Raw genomic sequence first — 25,652 nt, 5'->3', positions numbered from 1 at the left:
CAGCCAGTCACTTGGCCGCGCCGCGACTGTAGCTCAGCTTCACGGCTGCTGCGCAGCATCCTGCTTGAACAGCCCGACCTTCAGATCCTTGGCACGATAGATAATCTCGCCATCGGCCGACAGCCAGCCGTCGGCAATGCCGAGCACCAGCTTGGAGCGCATCACGCGCTTGATGTCGATGTTGTAGACGACGTGCTTGACGTTGGGCAGCACCTGGCCGGTGAACTTCAGTTCCGACAGGCCGAGGGCGCGGCCGCGGCCTTCGCCGCCGGTCCAGCCCAGAAAGAAGCCGACCATCTGCCACAGCGCGTCAAGGCCGAGACAGCCCGGCATCACCGGGTCGCCCTTGAAGTGGCAGCCGAAAAACCACAGGTCCGGGGTGACGTCGAGCTCGGCGCGAATATGGCCCTTGCCGAACTCGCCGCCGTCATCGTTGATCTCGGTGATGCGATTGAACATCAGCATCGGCGGCAGCGGCAGCTGCGCATTGCCGGGACCGAACATCTCACCGCGGCCACAGGCCAGAAGATCCTCGTACTCGTAGCTTGAACGTCGATCCTGCATGCTGGATGCCTTTAACTTTCCGTCGAAGTACTTCAGCAAGTGGACCGGTAGGGCAGTTCCGCAAGGCCGATCGGAAATCGAAATGCGAGACCGCGGTGCGGTTCGCCCCGCGATCGAGGCCTCAAATCTGCAGCACCTGCCACCGCTTCTGCCGAATGTGTCGAAGCGACCGCGGCTCTCTATCACAGCCACGTGACAGCGCAAAGCGACTCGCCCCGCACAACTCCTAGGCAAAACGTCCCAGACCAACGCAGTTGCGAGGAACTTGCACCTTGACGGAATGCTTCTTATAGTCAACACGGACAGACGATGAGGCATGGCAATGCGGCAAGAGGCTTGGCGGTGCAGATGAGGGACGGGGCAAGGCTGGCAGATTATCGACGGGAGTCCGTGGCCAGAGCAGCGCATCCGGCGCAGCTGACGGGCTGCCCCTGGCATGACGTCAACGAGATGCTGCAGGCGGTCGGCTTGCGGCCGACTCGGCAGCGGATGGCGCTCGGCTGGCTGCTGTTCGGCAAGGGTGCCCGCCATCTCACCGCGGAAATGCTGTACGAGGAAGCCAGCCAGGCCAAGGTGCCGGTGTCGCTGGCCACCGTCTATAACACCCTGAACCAGCTCACCGAGGCCGGTTTGCTGCGCCAGGTCAGCGTCGATGGCAGCAAGACCTATTTCGACACCAATGTCAGCGACCACCACCATTTCTATCTCGAGAACAACCACGAGCTGGTCGACATTCCGATGACCGACGTCATGGTCGGCGCCATGCCCGACATCCCGGAGGGCTACGAAATCAGCCGGATCGACATGGTGGTGCGGCTGCGCAGAAAGGCCTGATCGAGCCCTCCTGGCCGCGGCGCCCTCCCGGCGTCGGCGTTGCGCGGCATTCGCCCGCCGCCGATAATTGTCTTTCAATCCCGGGATGGTTGATTCGCCGGCCAGGCCCGACGAACCGACGGGTGATCGGCGGGCTTGGACCGGGCCTGTTGGCAGACCGCGCACTGCCCGCGAATGCTCCGTGACAGCGCCGGCGCGGTCCGATAACGGATTTGCCATGGACACGCCGCTGGACACGACGATCGCCCCCCCTTCCGAAACCGACGCACGGTTCGACTCGGCGCGCATCATGGCGGCGATCGACCGTCTGGCCGTGCAGTTTTCCGGGCGCGACGACCAGTTCCGCACCGCGATGGCGCAGCTACTGAAGGCCGAGCTGAGCGCGGCGCGTCAGGCTGCCCAGGAGCAGCTGCTGAAAGACCGCCACGGCCGGCGCTGCGCCGAACGGCTGTGCTTCATCCAGGATGAGATCATCCGCATCCTGTACGACGCCGCGACCCGGTATCTTTATAATTCCTCGATCCATTCCAGCGCCGAACGCATGGCGGTGGTCGCCACCGGCGGCTATGGCCGCGGCCTGATGGCGCCGGAATCCGACACCGACCTGTTGTTCGTGCTGCCCTACAAGCAGACCGCCTGGGGCGAGCAGGTCGCTGAGGCGATCCTGTATTGCCTGTGGGACATGGGGCTGAAGGTCGGCCACGCCACCCGTTCGGTCGATGAATGCATCCGCCAGGCGCGGGCCGACATGACGATCCGCACCGCGCTCTTGGAAACCCGGTTCCTGACCGGCGACGCCGAGCTGTACAGCGAATTGGTGGAACGGTTCGACAAGGAGGTGGTGGAAGGCACCGCCGCGGAGTTCGTGCAGGCCAAGCTCGCCGAGCGCGAGGAGCGCCATCGCCGCTCCGGCCAATCGCGCTATCTGGTCGAGCCCAACGTCAAGGACGGCAAGGGCGGACTGCGCGACCTGCACACGCTGTTCTGGATCGCCAAATACGTCTACCGCGCCCGGCAGGCCGCCGAGCTGGTCAACAAGGGCGTGTTCGACGCCCAGGAATATCGCAGTTTTAGGCGCTGCGAGGACATTCTGTGGTCGGTGCGCTGCCACATCCATTTCGTCGCCGGCCGCGCCGAGGAGCGGCTGTCGTTCGACATGCAGCGCGAGATCGCGGTGCGGCTCGGCTACACCAGCCATCCGGGCTTGCAGGATGTCGAACGCTTCATGAAGCACTACTTCCTGGTGGCCAAGCAGGTTGGCGCGCTGACCGCGATCCTGTGCGCCAAGCTGGAAGATCAGGAAACCAAGCAGGCGCCGGCGCTGAGCCGGATGATGGCGCGGCTGCGCCCCGGCAACAAACGGCGGCGCGTGCCGGGCGCCGAAGACTTCGTCGTGGATAACAACCGCATCAATCTCGCCGGGCCGGACGTGTTCCGGCGTGATCCGGTGAACCTGATCCGGGTTTTCCGGCTGGCGCAGAAGAACAACCTCGCTTTCCACCCCGACGCGATGCGCGCGGTGACCCATTCGCTGCGGCTGATCAACACCCCGCTGCGCGAAAACCCGGAAGCCAACCGGCTGTTTCTGGAAATCCTGACCTCGGACAATGCCGAGATCGTGCTGCGCCACATGAACGAGACCGGCGTGCTCGGCCGTTTCATCCGCGCATTCGGCAAGATCGTCGCGATGATGCAGTTCAACATGTATCATCACTACACGGTCGATGAGCATCTGCTGCGCTGCGTCGGTTTCCTGCAGGAGATCGAGCGCGGCGGCAATGAAGAGTTCGCGGTCGCGACCGACCTGATGCGCAAGATCCGGCCCGATCACCGCGCCGTGCTCTATGTGTCGGTGCTGCTGCACGACATCGCCAAGGGCCAGCCGGAGGATCACTCGATCGCCGGCGCCAAGGTGGCGCGGCGGCTGTGCCCGCGGCTTGGCTTTAGCCCCGCCGATACCGAGCTGGTCGCCTGGCTGATCGAAAAGCATCTGACCATGTCGACCGTGGCGCAGTCGCGCGATCTGTCCGACCGCAAGACCATCGAAAAATTTGCGGCCGTGGTGGAATCGGTCGAGCAGATGAAGCTGCTCACCATCCTGACCACCGCCGATATTCGCGGCGTCGGCCCCGGCGTCTGGAACGGCTGGAAAGCGCAGCTGATCCGCACGTTGTATTACGAGACCGAGCCGGTGCTGACCGGCGGCTTCTCCGAGGTCAATCGCGCCGAGCGGATTCGCGCCGCGCAGGCCGAGTTCCGCGCCGCCTTCACCGAATGGCCGGAAGCGGAGCTGACCAGCTACATTTCCCGGCACTATCCGGCGTACTGGCTCAAGGTCGAGCTGGCGCGCAAGATCCGCCACGCCCGCTTTCTGCGCGCCTCGGAACAGGCCGGCCACAAGCTGGCGATCAATGTCGGCTTTGACGAAGCGCGCGGCGTCACCGAACTGACGATTCTGGCGGTCGATCATCCGTGGCTGCTATCAATCATCGCCGGCGCCTGCGCCTCGGCCGGCGCCAACATCGTCGATGCGCAGATCTACACCACCACCGATGGCCGCGCGCTCGATACCATCGCCATCACCCGCGAATATGATCGCGACGAGGACGAAGGCCGCCGCGCCACCCGGATCGGCGATATGATCGAGGACGTGCTGGTCGGCAAATTGCGGCTGCCGGAAGTGGTGGCCAAGCGCGCCAGCGGCAAGGGCAAGCTCAAACCGTTCACCGTGGAGCCGGAAGTCGCGATCAACAACCAATGGTCGGATCGCTACACGGTGATCGAAGTGTCGGGTCTCGACCGGCCGGGTCTGCTCTATCAGCTCACCACCGCGATTTCCAAACTCAACCTCAACATCGCGTCCGCGCATGTCGCGACCTTCGGCGAACGCGCCCGCGACGTGTTTTACGTCACCGATCTGCTCGGCGCGCAGATCACCGCGCCGACCCGGCAGGCGGCGATCAAGCGCGCGCTGATCCACTTGCTGACCAACGGCAGCAGCGCGCAGAAGCCGGCGGCGTAGCAGTTGCGCGCCGATCCGAACGCCGCCGCGTTCGCCACCGTGATCGCGATCAGCTCGCCTGTGAGGACGAATTCGCAGGCGCCGGCGGCTCGCCAAATCCCTTGCCGGGCGCCATCGGCTGCAGACGGATCAAGCGTGAATCTGCAACCGCGGCCTGACGGTGCTTGACCGCTTCGCGGTACACCGGATCGCGGATCATCGAAACAAACGCCGCGACGCTCGGATATTCGGCGATGAACACGTGATCCCAGTGTTCGTGCTGCGGGCCGATCAGCATCAATTCAAACCTGCCCTGCCAGACGATCCGGCCGCCGAGCCGCGCAAATACCGGGCCGGATTCGCGGCCATAGGCGGCGTAGGCTTCAGCGCCGCTGGCGCTGCGACCATCAGGATAGCTCGCTTGCGGCTTCAGCCGCACCAGATTGAGCATGTGGATCGGGCCATCGCGATCATTGTCGCGAAACAGCGCGAACACTTCCTTGGTCGGATCAACATAGCCGGTCATGGCGCCCCCCGTTGCGCTCCGCTTATCAGCGCGGTTTTGCAGCAGGCATTGTGGGCCGAGAGTGATCGGCGGCGCAAGTGTCACGCCGCGGACAACCGCCGCCGCACACTTGCAGGGCAAGCAAGCCACACTTTATCGACGGTAAATCACCGAAGCTGTTACCAGCGCCCCCTAGTGCCCCGGCTCCGATGACGCCGGTCATGAAGTGAACCGGCACAAGCGCGGTTGTTACTCCGGCGCGATTGCGTCCACTTCCTGTTGCAGCCGGCCCATCGCCACCATCACCGCGGCGCCGGCGAACTCGCGGGACGCGCCGCCGGGATCGACCGACACCACCGACCAATTGGCGCCGTGGGTGTCCTCCTCCGGCTCGCACAGTTCGATGACGATATCGGCGACCTCGCTGCAATGACGCTGCGCCCGGACATCCTCCAGCAACAGCGCCTCGATTTCCGCCACCGATTTCCGCACCCGCGTCATGCCATCGACTCCTGACTGATCTTGCCCGTCAGATGCCGGATTGCACCGGCAAGCGCAATGGGCCGCCAGGCGGCCATTGCTGCTTTGACGGCCGTCCGGCAACTGCCTATTTTGACGGAACGATTTCACAGCAGATGTGGCCACCATGACCGCCCCGTTGAAAACCGTAGAGGGCAGCGACGACCTGTCCGCGCAGATGATGCAGCTCGGCGCCGCCGCGCGCGCCGCCGCGCGCCAATTGGCGATCGCGCCGACCGAGCAGAAAAACCTCGCGCTGGCAGCGATGGAACGGGCGATCCGCGCCCATTGCGAGGCGATCCTGGCCGCCAATGCCGAGGATGTCGCCGAGGTGCGCGCCGCGGGCGCCAGCTCCGCCTTCATCGACCGGCTGACGCTGACCCCGGCGCGGGTCGCGGCGATCGCCGACGGCATCAAGGTGATCCACGACATTGCCGATCCGATCGGCGCGGTCACCGAGCGCTGGCAGCGACCGAACGGCATGGTGATCGAGCGCGTGCGGGTGCCGCTCGGCGTGATCGGCGTGATCTTTGAAAGCCGGCCCAATGTCACCGCCGATGCCGGCGTGCTTGGCCTGAAATCCGGCAATGCGGTGATGCTGCGCGGCGGCTCCGACAGTTTCCGCTCGTGCCGTGCCATTCATGATTGCCTGCTCGCCGGGCTGCGCGAAGCCGGGCTGCCGGAAGGCGCCATCACCTTGGTGCCGGTGCGCGACCGCGCCGCGGTCGGGCTGATGCTGTCGGGCCTTGGCGGCCAGATCGACGTGATCGTGCCGCGTGGCGGCAAGAGCCTGGTGGCGCGGGTCGAGGCTGAGGCGCGGGTGCCGGTGTTCGCCCATCTCGAAGGCGTCAACCACGTCTATGTCGATCGCGCCGCCGATCTGGAGATGGCCAAGGCGATCGTGCTCAACGCCAAGATGCGCCGGCCTGGCGTGTGCGGCGCGGCCGAAACGCTGCTGGTCGATGCCGGCGCCGCTGAGCGCCATCTCGCGCCGCTGGTTGGTGCGCTGATCGACGCCGGCTGCGAAGTGCGCGGCGACGCCGCCGTGCAGCAGGCCGATCCGCGCGCCAAGGCCGCGAGCGAGCAGGATTGGGGCACCGAATATGGCGAGCCGATCATCGCGGCCCGGGTCGTTGCCGGCCTGGATGACGCGCTGGCGCATATCGCGCGCTATGGCTCGCACCATACCGAGGCGATCATCACCGAGGATCAGGCCGCCGCGGCGCGCTTCCTGAACGAGGTCGATGCCGCGATTGTGCTGCATAACGCCTCGACGCAATTTGCTGACGGCGGCGAATTCGGCTTCGGTGCCGAGATCGGCATCGCCACCGGCAAATTCCACGCGCGCGGGCCGGTCGGCGCCGAGCAGCTCACCAGCTTCAAGTATCGCGTCCACGGCACGGGCCAGACCCGGCCGTGAGCGCCGCGACGGCTCTGCGGGAGTAACGGCTTGGCCGCGCCGCTGTTGACATCGTCATTGCCGCTGCCGCTGCACAGCGACGGGCTGCGGATCGGGCTGCTCGGCGGCTCGTTCAATCCGCCGCATCACGGGCATCGCGAACTCAGCCTGTTCGCGATGAAGCGGCTGCAGCTCGATCAGGTGTGGTGGCTGGTGACGCCGGGCAATCCGCTGAAAGATGCCAGCGCGTTGCAGGGGCAATCGGTGCGCGCCGCCGCGGCGCGGGCGGTCGCCCGGCACCCGAAAATCCAGGTCAGCTGTCTCGAAGGAGTCATCGGCACCCGCTACACTGTCGACACGATCGGCTATTTGCGCCGGCACTGTCGCAACGTTCGATTCGTCTGGATCATGGGCGCCGACAATCTCGCACAGTTCCACCGCTGGCAGGGCTTTCGGCGCATTGCCGCCCAGGTGCCGATCGCGGTGATCGATCGGCCGCCGCTCAGCCTGCGGGCGCTCGCCGCGCCGGCCGCCCAGCTCCTCGCGCGCTATCGCCTCCCAGAAGCAGCTGCCGCGAGCCTGGCTGCACGCAGGCCACCGGCCTGGGTGTATCTCACCGGAATGAAGTCGCCCGTGGCCTCAACCCGCTTGCGGAACCCGGACGGAAGCTGGAAGAAACCCGACGTGCCGGAATGGCATATTGAACGGTTGACCCCACATGCGTAGCATTAATGCCGAGCGCCGATCATCGACGCTCGCGATACAGTGAAAGGAATGGTCCCTGACCACATCTGTATTGTCTAAGTCGGCACAGCCGGAATCCGGCTCCTCGCCGACGCCCATCGTCGCCTCCAAGGCAGCGCTTGATGCCGAGGCGGCTGTGAAGCTGATCCTCTCCCGGCTGGACGACATGAAGGCGGAAGAGACGGTCACGATCGACCTGCGCGGCAAATCAGCGTTTTCGGACTACATGATCGTCACCAGCGGACGGGTGAACCGCCATGTCGGCGCGATCGCCGACAATGTGCTGAAGGGCCTGAAGGAAGCTGGCGTCCGAAATCCCCATGTCGAGGGCCTCGCCAATTGCGACTGGGTGCTGATCGATTCCGGCGATGTGATCGTGCACATCTTCCGGCCCGAGGTGCGCGCGTTCTACAACCTGGAACGGTTGTGGACCCAGGCCCCGACGGCGCCCAAGGCGGTTTGACCGGCCTGGCCGGCGAGAGTTAAGCGGCGCCGATGCGGCTCAGTGTGATTGCGATTGGCCGGCTCAAGCAAGGGCCGGAGCGGGAACTTGCGGATCGCTATTACCAGCGCTTCGACGAGATCGGCCGCAAGCTCGGCTTCCGCGGCCTGGAATTGCACGAGATCGCCGAAAGCCGCGCCCGCGACGCCGCCACGCGCATGACCGAGGAAGCGGCGGCGATCAGCGCACTGGTGCCGGAACGCGCCGCGCTGGTGGCGATGGACGAGCGCGGCGACAGTCTCGACAGCGTCAGCTTCGCCCGGAAACTGGCCGGCTGGCGCGATCAATCGGTGCCGCAGACCGTGTTTGTGATTGGCGGAGCCGACGGACTTTCGCCAGAATTGCGGCGCAGAGCAAAGCTGCTCGTGTCGTTTGGCGCCGCGACGTGGCCGCATCAGATGGTGCGGGTCATGCTGCTGGAACAGATTTATCGTGCCGCGACGATATTGTCCGGCCACCCCTATCATCGCGCCTGACCGATCGGGCCTGACCGGAAAACCGGACCAAACCCAGCATGACGCAGCCGCGTGCAACGGACTCGTTTTGGAAGCTCTGGCCGATGGCCGGCGCACTGGCGACCCTTGCGCTCAGCGCCGCACCCGTGGTCGCGCAATCGATCACCGCGCCGTCCTCGCCCGAACTGATCAAGCAGCGCGAGCAGGAGCTGGAAGCGATCCGCAGCCAGCAAAAGAGCGCCGCCGAGCAGCAGGAAAAGCTGAAAGCCGAAATCGCGGCGATCGGCGAGGACCACGCCAAGCTCAACGAACAACTGATCGACATCGCCGCGCGGGTGCGCCAGGTCGAAACCAGGATCGGCGAGGCCGAAGCGCGGCTAGCGCCGCTCGATCAGCGCGAGCAGCAGATCCGTGCCTCGCTGGAGGCGCGGCGCGGCGAGATCGGCGAGGTGCTGGCGGCGTTGCAACGCGCCAGCCGCCGGGCGCCGCCCGCGCTGCTGGTGCGCCCCGAAGACGCGCTGCAATCGCTGCGCACCGCGATGCTGCTCGGCGCGGTGGTGCCGGAAATGCGCAGCCGGGCCGACTGGCTGGTCAATGAACTGAGCGAACTGGTGGCGCTGCGCAAAACCATCGCCGCCGAACGCGACAGCTTGGCGGCCGACCGGGCGCGCATCACCGAGGATCAGACGAGGCTGGCGGCGCTGGTCCAGGAACGGCAGCGCAAGCAAAGCGCGATGGAAAAAGACCTCGAGGCCGAGCGCAGCCGCGCCGCCAGCCTCGCCAAACAGGTCGACAGCCTGCAGGACCTGATCGCCCGGATGGAGCAGGACCTGAAGAGTGCCGCCAAGGCCGCGGCCAGCGCCAATCTGCGCGGCACGCCGCCGCTGCCGGGCGGCAAGCCGAACATGGCCGCGCTCAAGGACCCCGGCCGGCTCAGCCCGGCGATCCCGTTCATATCGGCCAAAGGCATGCTGGCGTTCCCGGTCAATGGCAGCAAAATCCGCGAATTTGGCCGCCCCGACGGGGTCGGCGGCGTCGAAAAGGGCATTTCAATCGCCACCCGCGCCGGTGCCCAGGTGACCACGCCCTGCGATGGCTGGGTGGTCTATGCCGGGCCATTCCGCAGCTACGGACAACTCTTGATCCTGAATGCCGGGGGCGGGTATCATGTCCTGATCGCCGGGATGGAGCGTATTTCGGTCAACATCGGACAATTCGTGCTCACGGGAGAGCCTGTGGCGACCATGGGGTCGATATCCCGGGTAGCGTCCATGCTCGCGGCGAATGCCACCCAACCCGTGCTATACGTCGAGTTCCGGAAAGACGGCACTCCCATAGACTCCGGCCCATGGTGGGCCGCAAATGAAGGCGAAAAGGTTCGCGGATGATGCGCAAGACTTCGGTAATCCTGCTGAGCGTTGCCACCGGCGCGGCGCTGACGCTGTTCGTGACCCAGCCGCGCTCGGCGCTGATGGGTTCGAGCGCGCGGGCCGCCACCTCCGACACCTATCGCCAGCTCAACCTGTTCGGCGATGTGTTTGAGCGGGTGCGCAGCGACTATGTCGAGAAGCCCGACGACAGCAAGCTGGTCGAGTCGGCGATCAGCGGCATGCTGGCCGGCCTCGATCCGCATTCCAGCTACATGGACGCCAAGAGCTTCCGTGACATGCAGGTGCAGACTCGCGGCGAGTTCGGCGGCCTCGGCATCGAGGTCACCATGGAAGACGGCCTGATCAAGGTGGTGTCGCCGATCGACGACACCCCGGCGTCCAAGGCCGGCATCATGGCCAATGACATCATCACCACGCTCGACGACGAAGGCGTGCAGGGCCTGACCCTTAACCAGGCCGTCGAGAAGATGCGCGGCCCGGTCAACACCAAGATCAAGCTGAAGATCGTCCGCAAGGGCCACGACAACCCGATCGAAATCACGCTGGTGCGCGACAACATCCGGGTGCGCTCGGTGCGGGCCCGCGTCGAAGGCGACGATATCGGCTATATCCGCATCACCACCTTCAACGAGCAGACCACCGAAGGCCTGAAGCGCGAAATCGGCAACCTCACCAACCAGATCGGTGCCGACAAGCTGAAGGGCTTCATCATCGACATGCGCAACAACCCCGGCGGCCTGCTGGAAGAAGCGGTCACGGTGTCCGACACCTTCCTCGACCGCGGCGAGATCGTCTCGACCCGCGGCCGCAACGCCGAGGAAACCCAGCGCCGCTCGGCGCGCTCCGGCGACCTCACCAAGGGCAAGTCGGTGGTGGTGCTGATCAATGGCGGCTCGGCCTCGGCGTCGGAAATCGTCGCCGGCGCGCTGCAGGACCACAAGCGCGCCACGCTGATCGGCACCCGTTCGTTCGGCAAGGGTTCGGTGCAGACCATCATTCCGCTCGGCTCCGGCAACGGCGCGCTGCGGCTGACCACGGCGCGCTACTACACGCCGTCCGGCAAGTCGATCCAGGCCAAGGGCATCACCCCGGATATTGAGGTGCTGCAGGACGTGCCGGAGGAGATCAAGGCGCGCACCGACACCAAGGGCGAAGCCTCGCTGCGCGGCCACCTCAAGGCCGATGGCGACGAGAAGACCGGCTCGCAGTCCTACGTGCCGCCGGATGCCAAGGACGACAAGGCGCTGAAGATGGCGGTCGATCTGCTGCACGGCGTCAAGGTCAATGCCGCCGCGCCGGCCTCCGGAGAAAAGGCGACCGCGGACAAGGCCGCCAACTAGAGCTTTTTCGGTTCTGATGGAATCAGAACCGAAGCTCTAACTTTCTGTTCTAACGCGTTTTCTTGACGCGAACCGGAATCCACTTCGCTGGAAAACGCTATAAGCGCGGCAGCGAGCAACCAATCCGAAAAGGGCGGCGTCAGGCCGCCCTTTTTGATTCCGGCTTTTTGACCGATACCATCAATTCCCACCAATGACCGTCATGCCCGCGCTTTGTCGCGGGCATCCACGTCTTGAAACACGTCGCAACATCAAAGGCGTAGATGGCCGGGACGAGCCCGGCCAGGACGTGCGAAGTGGTTTGGTGTGAGACTGAGTACGCCCGCGACCGTTCGGGCAACGCCCCGCTTTTGCCGGCTGCATGGTACAGTTGCCGCGGCTGATTCGGGAGGTTTTGGGCCGTGACCACGGACGAACTGAGCGCACCGCTCGGGCGGAAGCCGGTCCGCAAGCGGAAATTCCGCTTGCCATTTTCGGCCACCCAGACCTTGGCCACCGCATTCACGCTGTTCCTTGGCGTATTCGGCTACTACGCGATTTTTACCGAAAACCCGCTCGGCGGCGAGCCGGTGGCGCGGCTGACCATCCAGCCCGACCAGCTTGCCGCGCCGGCTTCCCCGCCGGATGGCAAGGACAAAGAGAAAGACAAGGCGGCTGCCGCCAGCGAAGCCGCCAAGGCGCCGCCGGCCGATCCGGCCGGGCAGCGCACCGTGACCATCATCGATGGCTCGAGCGGCGCCCGCAAACAGGTGGTGGTGCCGAGCGAGGCGCCTGAGGACAAAGCCGGCGCCGAACAGGCGCCGAGCGGCGCCGTCAATCCCAAGCTTTTGGAACAGACCCGGCACGGCGCGGTGCCGATCGCCGCCGACGGCCTCAAGCCGTTCACCGCCTATGCGGCGGCGAGCGAGGTCGACCGCGAGCGCGTCGCCAGCGTGCCGACCATCGCCATCGTGGTCGGCGGCCTCGGCGTCGGCGCCGCCAAGACCAATGACGCCATCATGAAACTGCCGGCGGCGGTGACCTTGGCGTTCACGCCCTATGGCGCAGACGCCGCCAAGCTGGTGGAACGGGCGCGCGCGCAGCGCCATGAGGTGCTGCTGCAAGTGCCGATGGAGCCGTTCGAATATCCCGACAGCGATCCAGGGCCGCAGACGCTGCTGACCTCGGTGAGCGCCGAGCAAAACCTTGACCGGCTGTATTGGCATCTCAGCCGGTTCCAGGGCTATGTCGGCATCATGAATTTCATGGGCGCACGCTTTGTCACCACGGACACGGCATTGTCGCCGGTGATGCGCGAAGCGGCCAAGCGCGGGCTCGGCTATCTCGACGATGGCACCTCGCCGCGCAGCGTCGCCGCCGCGCTGGCGGCCGGCCAGACCGTGCCGTACGGCAAGGCCGATGTCAGCATTGATGCGGTGCCGACCGCGCTCGAGATCGACCGGGCGCTCGGCCGGCTGGAAGCGCTGGCGCGCGAGAATGGCAATGCCATCGGCACCGCGTCAGCGCTGCCGATTTCGATCGAGCGCATCAGCCAATGGGCGAAGACGCTACAAAACCGCGGATTGGCGCTTGTGCCGTTGACAACCGCAATGCTGAAATCAAAATCGGGTTAGGTCGATCCGCCGGATCGATCCCACAAGAACCCCAGCACACGACCCTACGGGGCACTGATTGAATGACACGGTACGAAGACCTGCCCTACCGCACCTGCGTCGGTATGATGTTAATCAACGCGGAGGGCCTGGTGTTCATCGGGCGACGCTCGGGTGGCATCGAACACGTTGACGACACCCACGTCTGGCAAATGCCGCAAGGCGGAGTCGATCCGGGTGAAGACACCTGGACTGCCGCCAAGCGCGAGCTCTATGAAGAAACCAGCGTGCGCTCGGTCGAGAAGATCGCCGAGATTTCCGAATGGCTGATCTATGACATCCCGCGCACTGTCGCCGGGCGCGCCTGGAAGGGCCGTTATCGCGGCCAGCGCCAGAAATGGTACGCGGTGCGCTTCACCGGCCAGGATAACGAGATCGACGTCGCCTCGCCGGGCGGCGGCCATAAGGCCGAGTTCACCAGCTGGCGCTGGGAGCCGATGCAGAACCTGCCCGATCTGATCGTGCCGTTCAAACGGCCGGTCTATGAGCGGGTGGTCAAGGAATTCGCCTCGCTGGCGGTGCCGCTGCGCAAGCCGGTGATCGGCGGCTGATCCGCCCTTGTGACGGATCGTGCCCGCGCTGGCCGCGGGCATTCACGTTATAAAAGCGCAACCGGATCAACGAAATGGATGGCCGGGACGTGCCCGGCCACGACGTACTGTGGCGATGCCGTTGGCGTGACCGCCGCGCTCAAGCCGCGCGCTGCGGCGCGAGCGCGGTGCGCAGGATGTGCTCGCAATAGGCCTTGATGACGTGATGCGCGAAGGCGTGGTCGCGCGCCGCCAGCGCCATGCGCCGCAGCCGGTCCTTGTCGGCCAAGGCACTCACCACCGCGCGCTCCAAGCCGCCCGGCTCGACATCGTAATAGAATGCGTGCACGCCCTCGAGCAGCGGCGCGTGCCGGAAGATGGTCGGGTGGTTCATCACCGGGATCGACTGCACGATCGCCGCCTCATAATGGCGGTAGCAGTCCCAGCCCATGCCCTCCGGCGACCATGACAGCCAGGAGCGCGACATCCGGTCCATGAAGGCGTCATAGGGCAGCCGCTCGGTCGGCTGATCGACCTTGTAGCCGAGCGCCTTCAGCCGCTCGATTTCGGCGACGCCGGCGGCGCGCACCGTGGAATTGCCGGTGACCGCGCCGGAGAAAAAGATGTCGTGGGTCTTTTCCGGAAACGGCGCGTTCCGCCAGCGCTCGTTGTGGGTGAATTGCGGCAGCGAGATCGGCTGCAGCTTGGCGATCCGCGCCTGCCATTGCGGGCTGTTGCGGAACCGCAGCGTCGGCAGATGCTTGTGCGAGGTGCCATACAGCACCTGCCATTTATCGACGGGCAGCTCGCGCTTAAAGAACACCTTGGCCTTGTCGAGCAGAAACACCGAGTTTTTGCCGATGCCGAACGAGTCGTCCATGTCGATCGCCACCAGCGGCACCGGCACCTTGGCCCAGCGCAGCACCTCGACGCCGAATTGCCGGGTCAGCGACGCCCAGGGATGGCGCGGCGTCTTGAACGGCGCGCGCGCCCAATAGCGCGGGTGCCAGGGCGAATAGCGGATGGTGTTGGCGATCACGATGTCATAGCCGCCCTGCGCCGCGCTGCGCAGCTCGCGCAGCACGCGGTCCGGCGTCGAAAAGCCATCGATGGTGCAGAAATTCTGCGGCAGCTTGGTCGCCGACCACAAAAGCGTGGTCTGCTGCGGATATTGATATTTGAAATAGCCGCTGCCGATTTCCAGGATGCGCAGCCGCGCGATATCGAGCGGCGGTTGATCGGTGTCGGCACTGGCTGCAAGCACGGCAAATTCCCAAAAGGCGCCGGCGGCCGGCGCTGGCCTGCCGGTCTTCGATGTTCGCGGGACGTTCTAAATTCCTGCGGAACGCGGCTTGCCTAGCATGGGGTTTCTTGCCATTCAATGCGCCGGAAAACAGCCGTCGGTCGTGCTTTCGGCCCCCGGCGGAAAGTGGATCAATGCGGGCGTCTCGACGAGTTTTGGTGAGTGGCGGAGCCGGTTTCATCGGCTCGCATCTGTGCGAATTGCTGCTGGCGGAAGGGCACGAAGTGCTCTGCGTCGACAATTACTTCACGGGCTGGCGGCGCAATATCGAGCATCTGGTCAATACGCCGCGCTTCGAGCTGATGCGCCACGACGTCACCTTCCCGCTTTATGTGGAAGTGGACGACATCTTCAACCTGGCCTGCCCGGCCTCGCCGATCCACTACCAGCACGATCCGGTGCAGACGCTGAAGACCAGCGTGCATGGCGCGATCAACATGCTGGGCTTGGCCAAGCGCACCCGCGCCAAGATCTTTCAGGCCTCGACCAGCGAGGTCTATGGCGACCCGACTGTGCATCCGCAGCCGGAAAGCTATTGGGGCCACGTCAATCCGCTCGGCATCCGCGCCTGCTACGACGAAGGCAAGCGCGCCGCCGAAACGCTGTTCTTCGACTATCACCGCCAGCACAAGGTCAGGATCAAGGTCGCGCGGATCTTCAACACCTATGGCCCGCGCATGCATCCCAATGACGGTCGCGTGGTGTCGAACTTCATTGTGCAGGCGCTGACCAACACCGACATCTCGATCTATGGCGACGGCAATCAGACCCGCTCGTTCTGCTACGTCACCGATCTGCTCGACGGCTTCATGAAGCTGATGGCGACCGGCGACGACTTCATCGGCCCGGTCAATCTCGGCAATCCGGTCGAGTTCACCATTCGCCAGCTCGCCGAGCTGGTGATCGAATTGACCGATTCCAAGTCCAAGCTGATCTCGCTGCCGCTGCCGTCCGACGATCCACGGCAGCGCCAGCCCGACATCACGCTGGCGCGCAGCGCGCTGCAATGGGAACCGAAAGTGGCGCTGCGTGATGGTTTGAAGGAAACCATCGACTATTTCCGCAAGCTGCTGGCGTCGTAAGCCGCGCGCTTGCGGTAACTCAATGTGGGGCGCGCCGCCGGGTGCACCCTCATGAACGCGCCGGCAGCACGCGCGGCGCGATCATCGTCCGGAGACACGGATGACTGTTGAAACGCTGCGGCACGACCAAACCGATCCCACCATCTATCGGCGCAATGTCGGCATCGCGCTGTTCAACGCGCAGGGCGAGGTGCTGATCGGTCGCCGCTTCAAGGACGACGGCCCGGAAATCATTCTGCCCGGCAAAGAGTGGCAGATGCCGCAAGGCGGCATCGATACCGGCGAGGAACCGCGCGTCGCGGTGCTGCGCGAGCTGTGGGAAGAAACCGGGGTGTCGCACGCCGATTATCTCGGCGAGACCGATTGGCTGGCTTACGATTTCCCGCCCTATCACGGACCAAAGCACCGGCTCGGCCAGTTCCGCGGCCAGCGGCAAAAATGGTTTGCGCTGCGCTTCACCGGCGCCGAGCACGAGATCGATCCGCTCGCGACCCGCAACGGCCAGCCGCCGGAATTCGACGCCTGGCGCTGGGAACGGCTCGACCGGGTCGCTGATCTGGTGGTGCCATTCCGCCGCGAGGTCTATCTCGCGGTCGCGCGCGAATTTGCGCGGTTCGTGTAACCGATTTCGTCACGGCTCATCCTCCCCGCAAGCGGGGCGAGGGAGCAGGCCGTCGTCGGGACCAGCATTGCCTCTGAATGCCGGACTCCAAACGCAAAATGGCCGGGAACGAGCCCGGCCATTTTGAAGCGGTGATTGGTGACCCGTGATGCTTAGTGCATCGCGGTGGACTGCAGCTGCTGCTGAATGCTCTTGAAGTGATCGAGCCGTTCGATGGCGCGATCGAGTTCCGAGCCCTGCTTGCTGGCAAGCTGCGCTTCCATGGAGGCAACCGTCTGAGCGAACTGCGCCGCATCGAGATCGGCGACCGAGGTCGCGACGTCGGCCAGCACCGTCAGCCCCTTGTCGGACACTTCGGCGATGCCGCCGAGCACGACGATCTTCTGCTGATTGCCGCCCTTGGTCACCGTGACAATGCCCGGACGGATCACGGCCACCACCGGCGCGTGGCCGGCAAGCACGCCGAAATCACCCTCAACGCCGGGAATGTCGACCTGGTCGACGTCACCGGAGAAGGCGATCTTTTCGGGCGAAACCAAGTCGAAACGGAACGTGGCCATTGGGGTACCTGCGCGTAGCGAATAGCGAATAGCGAATAGTTTGGAATTAGCGGCGGCGAAACTGGTCGCGCGCCGCTACTTCCAATTCGCTCTCTTAGGCCGCTTCGGCGGCCAGCTTCTTGCCCTTTTCGACCGCCTCTTCGATGGTGCCAACCATGTAGAAGGCAGCTTCCGGCAGGTGGTCGTACTTGCCGTCGCAGATCGCACGGAACCCCTTGATGGTGTCGGCGAGCTCGACGAACTTGCCCGGCGAACCGGTGAAGATTTCGGCGACGTGGAACGGCTGCGACAGGAAGCGCTCGATCTTGCGGGCGCGGGCCACCGTCAGCTTGTCCTCTTCGGACAGTTCGTCCATGCCGAGGATGGCGATGATGTCCTGCAGGGCCTTATAGCGCTGCAGAATCTGCTGCACCTGACGGGCGGTCGAGTAGTGCTCTTCGCCGACCACCAGCGGCGACAGCATGCGCGAGGTCGAGTCGAGCGGGTCCACCGCCGGGTAGATGCCCTTTTCCGAGATCGCGCGGTTGAGCACCGTGGTGGCGTCGAGATGGGCGAACGAGGTCGCCGGCGCCGGGTCGGTCAAGTCGTCGGCCGGCACGTAAATCGCCTGCACCGAGGTGATCGAACCCTTGGTGGTGGTGGTGATGCGCTCCTGCAGCGCGCCCATGTCGGTGGCCAGCGTCGGCTGATAGCCCACCGCAGAGGGGATACGGCCGAGCAGCGCCGACACTTCCGAACCCGCCTGGGTGAAGCGGAAGATGTTGTCGACGAAGAACAGCACGTCCTGACCCTGATCGCGGAAGTGCTCGGCGACCGTGAGGCCCGACAGCGCGACGCGGGCGCGGGCGCCGGGCGGCTCGTTCATCTGGCCGTACACCAGCGCGCACTTCGAACCTTCGCCGCCGCCCTTCTTGTTGACGCCGGATTCGATGAACTCGTGATAGAGGTCGTTACCTTCACGGGTACGCTCGCCGACGCCGGCGAACACCGAGTAACCACCGTGCGCCTTGGCGACGTTGTTGATCAGCTCCTGGATCAGCACGGTCTTGCCGACGCCCGCACCGCCGAACAGGCCAACCTTACCGCCCTTGGCGTACGGCGCCAGCAGGTCGACGACCTTGATGCCGGTGACCAGAATTTCCGCTTCGGTCGACTGCTCGGTATAGGCCGGCGCTTCCTGATGGATGCCGCGGGTGTCTTCGGCCTGGATCGGGCCCTGCTCGTCGATCGGCTCGCCGATCACGTTCATGATGCGGCCGAGCGTGCCGGCACCGACCGGCATCTTGATCGGGGCGCCGGTGTCGAACACTTCCTGGCCACGGACCAAGCCCTCGGTGGTGTCCATCGCGATCGCGCGGACGGTCGATTCACCGAGATGCTGCGCCACTTCGAGCACCAGGCGGTTATCGCCATTCTTGGTCTCGATCGCGTTCAGAATGGCCGGAAGATGATCCTCGAACTGCACGTCGACGACGGCGCCGATCACCTGGGTGATCCGTCCAGTCTGGTTGGCGGGTGTAGCCATGAAAACTTCTCCTTGAAGTCCGTATCTCTAGAAACTGTTGCTGTCCGGAATGCCGTCTCGAGCCGCCGCGCTAAACTGCCTCGGCGCCGGAGATGATTTCGATCAATTCCTTGGTGATCATCGCCTGGCGCGTACGGTTGTAGACCAGGGTCTGCTTGCGGATCATCTCGCCGGCGTTGCGGGTCGCGTTGTCCATGGCGGACATCTGCGCACCGTAGAACGACGCGTTATTCTCCAAAAGCGCGCGGAAGATCTGCACCGCGATGTTGCGCGGCAGCAGCCCGCTCAGGATCTCGTCTTCGCCCGGCTCGTACTCATACTGCGTCGCCGGACCGGCATTGGCGGCCGGTGCCTTGATCTCCAGCGGGATGATCTGCTGCGCAGTCGGAACCTGCGAGATCACCGACTTGAAGCGCGCATAGAACAGCGTGCAGACGTCGAATTCGCCGGCGTCAAAGCGCGCCAGAAGCTTGGCGGCAATGTCTTCGGCGTTGACGAAGCCGAGCTGACGCACCGAGCGCAGTTCGACGGTCTCGACGATCTGACGATCGAAGATGCGCTTCAGCTGCTCGTAGCCCTTACGGCCGACGCAGAAGATCTTCACTTCCTTGCCCTGGCCGAGCAGCGACTGCGCGTGATCGCGTGCGAGCCGCACGATCGAGGAGTTGAAGGCGCCCGACAGACCACGCTCGCCGGTGCAGACCAGCAGCATGTGAACCTTGTCGCGGCCGGTGCCGGCCAGCAGCGTCGGCGCGCCGGGCGAGCCGGCGGCGGCGCTGGCGATGTTGCCGATCACCGCTTCCATCTTTTCCGCGTAGGGGCGCGCGGCTTCGGCGGCCATTTGCGCGCGGCGCAGCTTGGAGGCTGCCACCATCTGCATGGCTTTGGTGATCTTCTGCGTCGCCTTGGTCGAGGCGATGCGGACCCGCATGTCTTTAAGTGAAGCCATTCCAGCCTATCCACTCACGTCGGTTACGACCCCCTCCCCCGCCTGCGGAGGAGGGCCGGGGTGGGAGCTGCCGCGCGCACGGAGCCGTCTCCCAACCCAACCGGCTGTGCCGGTCGACCTCCCCCGCAAGCGGGGGAGGCTAGTATCACGCAAAAGTCTTGGCGTAGCCTTCGATCACCGCCTTGAGCTTGGCGGCAACATCGTCGGCCAGATCGCGCGAGTCGCGGATCGCGTTCAGGATCTCGACGTTCTTGCCGCGCAGCAGCGACAGCAGACCGTCTTCGAACGCGCGCACCTTGTTGAGGGGCAGCGGGTCGAGATAGCCGTTGACGCCGGCGTAGATCACGCAGACCTGCTCTTCCATCTTCAGCGGCGAGAACTGCGGCTGCTTCAGGAGTTCGGTCAGGCGCGAACCGCGGTTCAGCAGGCGCTGGGTCGCGGCGTCGAGGTCGGAGCCGAACTGCGCGAACGCCGCCATTTCGCGGTACTGCGCGAGCTCACCCTTGATCTTGCCGGCGACCTTCTTCATCGCCTTGGTCTGCGCCGACGAACCGACGCGCGACACCGACAGACCGACGTTCACCGCCGGGCGGATGCCCTGGAAGAACAGGTCGGTTTCCAGGAAGATCTGACCGTCGGTGATCGAAATCACGTTGGTCGGGATGTAGGCCGACACGTCGTTGGCCTGAGTCTCGATCACCGGCAGAGCGGTCAGCGAGCCAGTGCCGTTGTCTTCGTTCAGCTTGGCCGCGCGCTCCAGCAGACGGGAGTGCAGGTAGAACACGTCGCCCGGATAGGCTTCACGGCCCGGCGGACGGCGCAGCAGCAGCGACATCTGACGATAGGCGACGGCCTGCTTGGACAAGTCGTCATAGATGATGACGGCGTGCATGCCGTTGTCGCGGAAGTACTCGCCCATGGTGCAGCCGGTGAACGGCGCGAGGTACTGCATCGGGGCCGGGTCGGACGCGGTGGCAGCCACCACGATCGAGTATTCCAGCGCGCCCTGCTCCTCGAGCACCTTCACGAACTGCGCGACGGTGGAACGCTTCTGACCGACCGCGACATACACGCAGTACAGCTTCTGGCTTTCCGGGGCGCCGGCGACGTTGAGCGGCTTCTGGTTCAGAATGGTGTCGAGCGCGATCGCGGTCTTGCCGGTCTGACGGTCGCCGATGATCAGCTCGCGCTGGCCGCGGCCGATCGGGATCAGCGCGTCGATCGCCTTGAGGCCGGTGGCCATCGGCTCGTGCACCGACTTACGCGGAATGATGCCGGGCGCCTTGACGTCGACGCGGCGACGCTCGGTGACCTGGATCGGGCCCTTGCCGTCGATCGGATTGCCGAGCGCATCGACCACGCGGCCGAGCAGGCCCTTGCCGACGGGGGCGTCGACGATGGCGCGGGTGCGCTTGACGGTCTGGCCTTCCTTGATTTCACGGTCGGAACCGAAGATCACGACGCCGACATTGTCGCTTTCGAGGTTCAGCGCCATGCCGCGCGTGCCGTTCTCGAATTCGACCATTTCGCCGGCCTGAACGTTGTCGAGGCCATAGACGCGAGCAATGCCGTCGCCGACAGACAGTACCTGTCCGACTTCCGTGACCTCAGCCTCCTGGCCGAAGTTCTTGATCTGGTCCTTGAGGATCGCGGAAATTTCCGCGGCGCGGATGTCCATCAGCCTGCCTCTTTCATCGCGTGCTTGATCGAGTTGAGTTTGGTGCGGAGCGAACTGTCCACCATGCGGCTGCCGAGCTTGACCACAAGCCCGCCGATGATCGCCGGATCGACATTCACGTTGAGCGCGACGTCCTTGCCCGTCACCGTTTTCAGGGCGGACTTCAGAGCATCGAGATTCTTGTCGCTGAGCGGTTCAGCCACGGTGACATCGGCCGTCGCTTCGCCCTTGAATTTGGCGACCAGCGCCGCGTAGGCCCGGGTCACATCATGGATCGCGAACAGCCGGCGGTTGGCGGTGAGCACCGCCAGGAATTTTGCGGTGATGCCGCCGATGCCGGCCTTGGCGAGCACCGCGGCGAGCGCCTTGCCCTGCTCCTCAGCGGTGAACACCGGGCTGCGCACCAGACGGTTCAGCTCCGGGCTCCCCGCCAGCATGGCGGCGAATTTGTCGAGATCGGCCTTGACCGCATCGACCGACTTGTCGTCACGCGCGAGTTCAAACAGTGCCGTTGCATAACGACCTGCGACTCCAGAAACGGAAGGATTTTCGGCTGCCACGGCGACGCTCTTTATATGCAGTCAAATTCGCAAGGAAGAAACCGTCGCCACATTTGGCGCCGAGCGATTAAGCCCCTGGAATTCAAGCTGAACTTCGATTGCAGGCCAGCACGGGTGGGCCGGCCCCTTAAAAATCGCGGCTTTGCTAACATAGCGCGCGCACAGGTGCAACACGATGGCAACCAATCCGGGCGCCTTGCTGCTGGGTCTTATCGCCGCCGTGACGACTTTTTTGGAGCCGCCGGCGAGCTCCCCGACCCCGCTCGACACCCCTGCGACAACAGCGATTGGAACCGAGTGCCGGCAGTGACGGCCCGGACAGACCCGAACGCCCCTCAAAAATGGCCGCGCTCAGCACATGGCAGACCGCCGCCAGCGGGCAGCTTGGCTATTTGCAATTGAATCCCGGCTGACACTTCAACCGAATCACTGTTGGCGCCGATTACTTGCGCGCGCGCCACCCCGTTCCGGCGAAAACTTCGAACATCAGTATTCGAGCGTCGTCTCAAGAATAGATATAGTAATAAATCTGTTAATATCAAGATGAGTCGATTATTGAGCTAGATCAAAAAATTTTTCAGGCGCGTTTCTGGCGGGTTGACCGTCAATATTCAGCCTGATTACAACGCCACCCATTCAACACGGGAGTAGGGACGGGGGTTCCACTTGCCACATATATGGCAAATACTCTTTGTTTAAGGATAGGATATGGTTCGATTGAAAACACCGGCGCCGCGCATCATGAGCCGGCCGAGTACGGCTCTGGCAATGATCGTCGCCTCTGTCTTTCTCGGCGGGGGACTGACCGAAGCCTCGGCCAAATCCCGACACCATCGCCATAACCACCACCACGCCGGCGATGCCTGGCGTTCTGCCAACGCTTCACTGAACGGCCAGAGCTCGGGCCACAGCTTCTCGGGCATGGCGTCGTATTACGGCAACGAATCCGGCAGCCGCACCGCTTCCGGCCAACGCATGAACCCGAGCGCGATGACTGCGGCCCACCGCACGCTGCCGTTCGGAACCCGGCTGCGGGTCACCCATGGCGAACGCAGCGTGGTTGTCACCATCAACGATCGCGGCCCCTTCATTCGCGGCCGTGTTTTGGATCTCTCGACCGGCGCCGCTCGCGCGATCGGTCTGACCAGCCGCGGGGTCGGCCGGGTCTACGCGGAAGTCCAGTAAAGGATTACGCGCGCGGCATCGCCGCTACCGTTCAATGATTGATGGGTCTGGGACGGGCATGCCGCTTGGCATGTGACGCTAAAAGCCTGTCGCCGCGCCGCGGTGACAGGCTTTTACTTTGCGCAACTATAGCGTTTTCGAGCGAAGTGGATCCCGGTTCGCGTGAAGAAAACGCGTCGGAACATAAAGTTAGAGCTTCGGTTCTGATTCCATCAGAACCGAAAAAGCTCTAGATCAACACCGTCATGCCCGCGCTTGTCGCGGGCATCCACGCCTTGAAATTACGAGCAGGTACAAAGACGTAGACTGCCGGGACGAGCCCGGCCATGACGCGGGGGGGCGACGTTGCTACCCCACGCGATTGTCTGGGAATACTACAGAGCAACTACAGAAAACTCTGCGGATCAACGTCGACTTCCAGCTTGAGCGTGCCCGAGACCTTGGGCGCAGCCGCCAGCCAGTGCCGCAGATAGCCGGACAGATCGACATTGCGCGGCGCCTTGAGCAGCAGCCGGAAACGATAGCGCCCCTTGATCACCGCCAACGGCGCCTCGGCCGGTCCCAGCAGCTTGATGCGCTCATCGATCGGCGCCAGCGCCACCAGCTTGCGGGCAAAACCTTCCGCGGTCGGCCGATCACCGGCCGAGATGATCAGGCTCGCCAGCCGCCCGAACGGCGGATAGCCCGTGCGTTCGCGCATCTCGATTTCGCTGGCGTAAAACGCCGCGCGGTCGCAGGCGACCAGCGCCTTCATCACCGGATGTTCGGGCTGATGGGTCTGCAAAAAGCCGACGCCGCGGCCCTGTTCGCGGCCGGCGCGGCCGATCACCTGGTTCAGCAATTGAAAGGTGCGCTCGGCGGCACGCGGATCGCCATTGCCAAGGCCAAGATCGGCATCGACCACCCCGACCAGATTGAGCCGCGGAAAATTATGGCCCTTGGCGACGAGCTGCGTGCCGATGATGATATCGACCCGCCCTTCGGCGATCTCATTGAGTTCGCTGCGCATGGTCTCGATCGAGGAGATCAGGTCGGAGGACAACACCATGGTGCGCGCCTGCGGAAACAGCGAAGCCGCCTCCTCCTGCAGCCGCTCCACGCCCGGCCCGACCGCCACCAGCGAGTTTTCCGCCGCGCAATGCGGACAGCTTTGCGGCCGCGGAATCGAAAAGCCGCAATGGTGGCAGACCAGCCGCTGCCGAAAACGGTGATCGACCAGCCAGGCGTCGCAGATCGTGCAGGCAAAGCGGTGGCCGCACGCCCGGCACAGCGTCAGCGGCGCATAGCCGCGGCGATTGAGGAACAATAGCGCCTGTTCGCGGCGCTCGATGGCAAAGCCGATCTGTTCGGCAAGCCGCGGCGCGATGAAGCGGCCACGGCCCGGGCCTTCCTGGCGCAGATCGATCGCCTCGATCTGCGGCATGTGCTGGCCGCCGAATCGATTCGGCAGCGGCACGCGCTGATAACGGCCCTTGCGGGCGTTGACCTCGGTCTCCACCGAGGGCGTCGCCGAGGCCAGCACGACCGGAATTTTGGCGATCGAGCCGCGCACCACCGCCATGTCGCGGGCATGATAATGGGCGCCGTCTTCCTGCTTGTAGGCTTGGTCGTGCTCCTCATCGACCACGATCAGCCCGAGCCGGGCATAGGGCAGGAACAGCGCCGAACGCGCGCCGACCACCACCGGCGCCGTGCCATCGGTGATCGCCGCGAAATTGCGCGCCCGGGTGCGCGGCGTCAGCTCGGAATGCCATTCCAGCGGCCGCACCCCGAAACGCGCGGCAAAGCGGTCGAGAAACTGCCCGGTGAGCGCGATTTCCGGCATCAGGATCAGCACCTGCTCGCCGCGCCGCAGCACCTCGGCGACCGCCTCAAAATACACCTCGGTCTTGCCGGAGCCGGTGACGCCGTCGAGCAGCGCCACCTGAAAGCCGCCGGCGGCAAGGCCGCGCAGCTGATCGGCCGCGGCGCGCTGCTCGGGCGAGAAATCCGGCTGCGCGAACGCCGGATCGGGCGGCGGCGGCGCCGGCGGGCGCGGCAGCGGCTCCACCGTCAGCGTGCCTTCATCGACCAGGCCGTCGATGACGCTCGGGCTACAGCCGGCTTCCTGCGCCGCCTCGGCTTTGCCGTGCAACAGGCCATCGGCCAGAATGTCGAGCAAACGCCGCCGCGCCGGGGTCAGCCGCCGCGGCGCGGGGCCGGTCAGCCGCACCCCGGGCCGCACCCGCTCCGGGCCAAGTTCGCCCATGCGCAGCGTCATGCGCAGCACCATGCCGCGCGGCGCCAGCGTGTAATTGGCCACCCAATCGACCAGGCTGCGCAGCTCCGGGCGCAGCGGCGGCAAATCGAGCTTTTCGGAAATGTCCTTGAGCCGGTTATGCAGCCGCGGGTCGGGATTGGGGTTGTCGGCCCACACCACGCCGATCACCTCGCGCGCGCCGAGCGGCACGCTGACCACGTCGCCCGGCTGCAGCTCGCGCCCGGCCGGCACCCGGTAGGAATAAGCGTGATCAAGCGCGACCGGCAGCAGCACGTCGACGACGCGCGGCGAGGAGATCGATCGGCTAGGCTGGGTTTGCATCGATGGTACGGACCTGGGCCCCGTACCTTTAACCCGTCATGCCCGCGCTTGTCGCGGGCATCCACGTCTTACGTGCTTCGAAACGATCGAAGACGTGGATGGCCGGGCCGACGCCCGGCCATGACATGGTGAGGGCAGAGGCGGGCACAAACGCGCTTCACGATCAGGTAA

At 64.8% G+C, this 25,652-nt stretch carries 24 protein-coding genes; 13 read left to right on the top strand and 11 right to left on the bottom strand.

All coding sequences use genetic code 11. The features are described 5' to 3' along the window. Positions 1-39: 39 nt before the first annotated feature. Positions 40-564: a 3-hydroxyacyl-[acyl-carrier-protein] dehydratase FabA gene (fabA, locus tag BJ122_RS16050; RefSeq protein ID WP_110782216.1), complete on the bottom strand. Its 525-nt coding sequence runs from the start codon at positions 562-564 to the stop codon at positions 40-42. 348 nt (positions 565-912) lie between these two features. Between fabA and irrA the strand changes: the two genes are divergently transcribed. After that, entirely contained in the window at positions 913-1,398 is a 486-nt protein-coding gene (irrA, locus tag BJ122_RS16045) for an iron response transcriptional regulator IrrA (protein ID WP_103012003.1), read from the top strand. A gap of 217 nt (positions 1,399-1,615) precedes the next feature. After that, positions 1,616-4,420, top strand: coding sequence for a [protein-PII] uridylyltransferase (locus BJ122_RS16040; protein ID WP_110782215.1), 2,805 nt, complete (start codon positions 1,616-1,618; stop codon positions 4,418-4,420). Positions 4,421-4,469: 49 nt separating this feature from the next. Here the strand turns inward: BJ122_RS16040 and BJ122_RS16035 are convergent, their stop codons facing one another. Both BJ122_RS16035 and BJ122_RS16030 read right to left on the bottom strand, forming a co-directional pair. Beyond that, positions 4,470-4,925, bottom strand: coding sequence for a DUF1330 domain-containing protein (locus tag BJ122_RS16035; protein ID WP_110782214.1), 456 nt, complete (start codon positions 4,923-4,925; stop codon positions 4,470-4,472). 228 nt (positions 4,926-5,153) lie between these two features. Continuing rightward, positions 5,154-5,405 (bottom strand): hypothetical protein, encoded by a 252-nt coding sequence (locus BJ122_RS16030; RefSeq protein WP_110782213.1) that lies wholly within the window; start codon positions 5,403-5,405, stop codon positions 5,154-5,156. Positions 5,406-5,550: 145 nt separating this feature from the next. Between BJ122_RS16030 and BJ122_RS16025 the strand changes: the two genes are divergently transcribed. The 6 genes from BJ122_RS16025 to BJ122_RS16000 all read left to right on the top strand — a co-directional run bounded on the left by BJ122_RS16025 (position 5,551) and on the right by BJ122_RS16000 (position 11,254). After that, entirely contained in the window at positions 5,551-6,843 is a 1,293-nt protein-coding gene (locus tag BJ122_RS16025) for a glutamate-5-semialdehyde dehydrogenase (RefSeq protein ID WP_110782212.1), read from the top strand. 30 nt (positions 6,844-6,873) lie between these two features. Continuing rightward, entirely contained in the window at positions 6,874-7,548 is a 675-nt protein-coding gene (locus BJ122_RS16020) for a nicotinate-nucleotide adenylyltransferase (protein ID WP_110782211.1), read from the top strand. A gap of 70 nt (positions 7,549-7,618) precedes the next feature. Further along, on the top strand, positions 7,619-8,029 hold the full coding sequence (gene rsfS, locus BJ122_RS16015; protein WP_430694789.1) for a ribosome silencing factor: 411 nt from the start codon (positions 7,619-7,621) through the stop codon (positions 8,027-8,029). A 32-nt stretch (positions 8,030-8,061) separates the two neighbouring features. Further along, a complete protein-coding gene (gene rlmH / locus BJ122_RS16010; protein WP_110782210.1) occupies positions 8,062-8,544 on the top strand; it encodes a 23S rRNA (pseudouridine(1915)-N(3))-methyltransferase RlmH in 483 nt (160 codons plus the stop codon). An 83-nt stretch (positions 8,545-8,627) separates the two neighbouring features. Continuing rightward, complete coding sequence (locus tag BJ122_RS16005; protein ID WP_245407754.1) at positions 8,628-9,911, top strand: murein hydrolase activator EnvC family protein; 1,284 nt, start codon at positions 8,628-8,630, stop codon at positions 9,909-9,911. Then, positions 9,908-11,254: a S41 family peptidase gene (locus BJ122_RS16000; RefSeq protein WP_110782208.1), complete on the top strand. Its 1,347-nt coding sequence runs from the start codon at positions 9,908-9,910 to the stop codon at positions 11,252-11,254. Before BJ122_RS16005 ends, BJ122_RS16000 begins: the two co-directional genes overlap by 4 nt. Here the strand turns inward: BJ122_RS16000 and BJ122_RS19055 are convergent. Further along, on the bottom strand, positions 11,251-11,445 hold the full coding sequence (locus tag BJ122_RS19055; RefSeq protein WP_210205466.1) for a hypothetical protein: 195 nt from the start codon (positions 11,443-11,445) through the stop codon (positions 11,251-11,253). The genes BJ122_RS16000 and BJ122_RS19055 overlap by 4 nt on opposite strands. 210 nt (positions 11,446-11,655) lie before the next feature. Between BJ122_RS19055 and BJ122_RS15995 the strand changes: the two genes are divergently transcribed. Continuing rightward, positions 11,656-12,867, top strand: a complete 1,212-nt coding sequence (locus BJ122_RS15995; RefSeq protein ID WP_110782207.1) for a divergent polysaccharide deacetylase family protein — start codon at positions 11,656-11,658, stop codon at positions 12,865-12,867. Positions 12,868-12,929: 62 nt separating this feature from the next. Continuing rightward, positions 12,930-13,457 carry an RNA pyrophosphohydrolase gene (locus BJ122_RS15990; RefSeq protein WP_027278798.1) on the top strand — a complete coding sequence of 176 codons (528 nt, stop codon included), beginning with the start codon at positions 12,930-12,932 and terminating at the stop codon, positions 13,455-13,457. Positions 13,458-13,596: 139 nt separating this feature from the next. Here the strand turns inward: BJ122_RS15990 and BJ122_RS15985 are convergent, their stop codons facing one another. Next, entirely contained in the window at positions 13,597-14,700 is a 1,104-nt protein-coding gene (locus BJ122_RS15985) for a glycosyltransferase (RefSeq protein WP_110782206.1), read from the bottom strand. Between the two features lie 173 nt (positions 14,701-14,873). Between BJ122_RS15985 and BJ122_RS15980 the strand changes: the two genes are divergently transcribed. Continuing rightward, positions 14,874-15,821: a UDP-glucuronic acid decarboxylase family protein gene (locus tag BJ122_RS15980; protein WP_110782205.1), complete on the top strand. Its 948-nt coding sequence runs from the start codon at positions 14,874-14,876 to the stop codon at positions 15,819-15,821. Between the two features lie 100 nt (positions 15,822-15,921). Continuing rightward, positions 15,922-16,443: an RNA pyrophosphohydrolase gene (locus BJ122_RS15975; protein WP_110782204.1), complete on the top strand. Its 522-nt coding sequence runs from the start codon at positions 15,922-15,924 to the stop codon at positions 16,441-16,443. Between the two features lie 152 nt (positions 16,444-16,595). Here the strand turns inward: BJ122_RS15975 and BJ122_RS15970 are convergent, their stop codons facing one another. The 5 genes from BJ122_RS15970 to BJ122_RS15950 form a co-directional block, all read right to left on the bottom strand. Next, entirely contained in the window at positions 16,596-17,003 is a 408-nt protein-coding gene (locus BJ122_RS15970; RefSeq protein ID WP_110782203.1) for a F0F1 ATP synthase subunit epsilon, read from the bottom strand. Positions 17,004-17,097: 94 nt separating this feature from the next. Next, positions 17,098-18,528 (bottom strand): F0F1 ATP synthase subunit beta, encoded by a 1,431-nt coding sequence (gene atpD / locus BJ122_RS15965; RefSeq protein WP_110782202.1) that lies wholly within the window; start codon positions 18,526-18,528, stop codon positions 17,098-17,100. A gap of 70 nt (positions 18,529-18,598) precedes the next feature. Further along, complete coding sequence (locus tag BJ122_RS15960; RefSeq protein WP_110782201.1) at positions 18,599-19,477, bottom strand: F0F1 ATP synthase subunit gamma; 879 nt, start codon at positions 19,475-19,477, stop codon at positions 18,599-18,601. Between the two features lie 145 nt (positions 19,478-19,622). Next, the gene (gene atpA / locus BJ122_RS15955) at positions 19,623-21,155 is read right to left on the bottom strand and encodes a F0F1 ATP synthase subunit alpha (RefSeq protein WP_027278805.1); all 1,533 of its coding nucleotides are present in this window, start codon (positions 21,153-21,155) and stop codon (positions 19,623-19,625) included. Next, on the bottom strand, positions 21,155-21,715 hold the full coding sequence (locus BJ122_RS15950; protein ID WP_110782200.1) for a F0F1 ATP synthase subunit delta: 561 nt from the start codon (positions 21,713-21,715) through the stop codon (positions 21,155-21,157). Before BJ122_RS15950 ends, atpA begins: the two co-directional genes overlap by 1 nt. A 708-nt stretch (positions 21,716-22,423) precedes the next feature. Between BJ122_RS15950 and BJ122_RS15945 the strand changes: the two genes are divergently transcribed. Further along, on the top strand, positions 22,424-22,900 hold the full coding sequence (locus BJ122_RS15945; protein WP_110782199.1) for a septal ring lytic transglycosylase RlpA family protein: 477 nt from the start codon (positions 22,424-22,426) through the stop codon (positions 22,898-22,900). A gap of 385 nt (positions 22,901-23,285) precedes the next feature. Here the strand turns inward: BJ122_RS15945 and BJ122_RS15940 are convergent, their stop codons facing one another. Further along, positions 23,286-25,481: a primosomal protein N' gene (locus BJ122_RS15940; RefSeq protein WP_110782198.1), complete on the bottom strand. Its 2,196-nt coding sequence runs from the start codon at positions 25,479-25,481 to the stop codon at positions 23,286-23,288. Positions 25,482-25,652 lie beyond the last annotated feature (171 nt).

Source organism: Rhodopseudomonas faecalis (assembly GCF_003217325.1).
Lineage (GTDB): Bacteria > Pseudomonadota > Alphaproteobacteria > Rhizobiales > Xanthobacteraceae > Rhodopseudomonas > Rhodopseudomonas faecalis.
The sequence above is the reverse complement of the archived record's forward strand: the minus strand, read 5'-3'. Positions and strand labels throughout refer to the sequence as shown.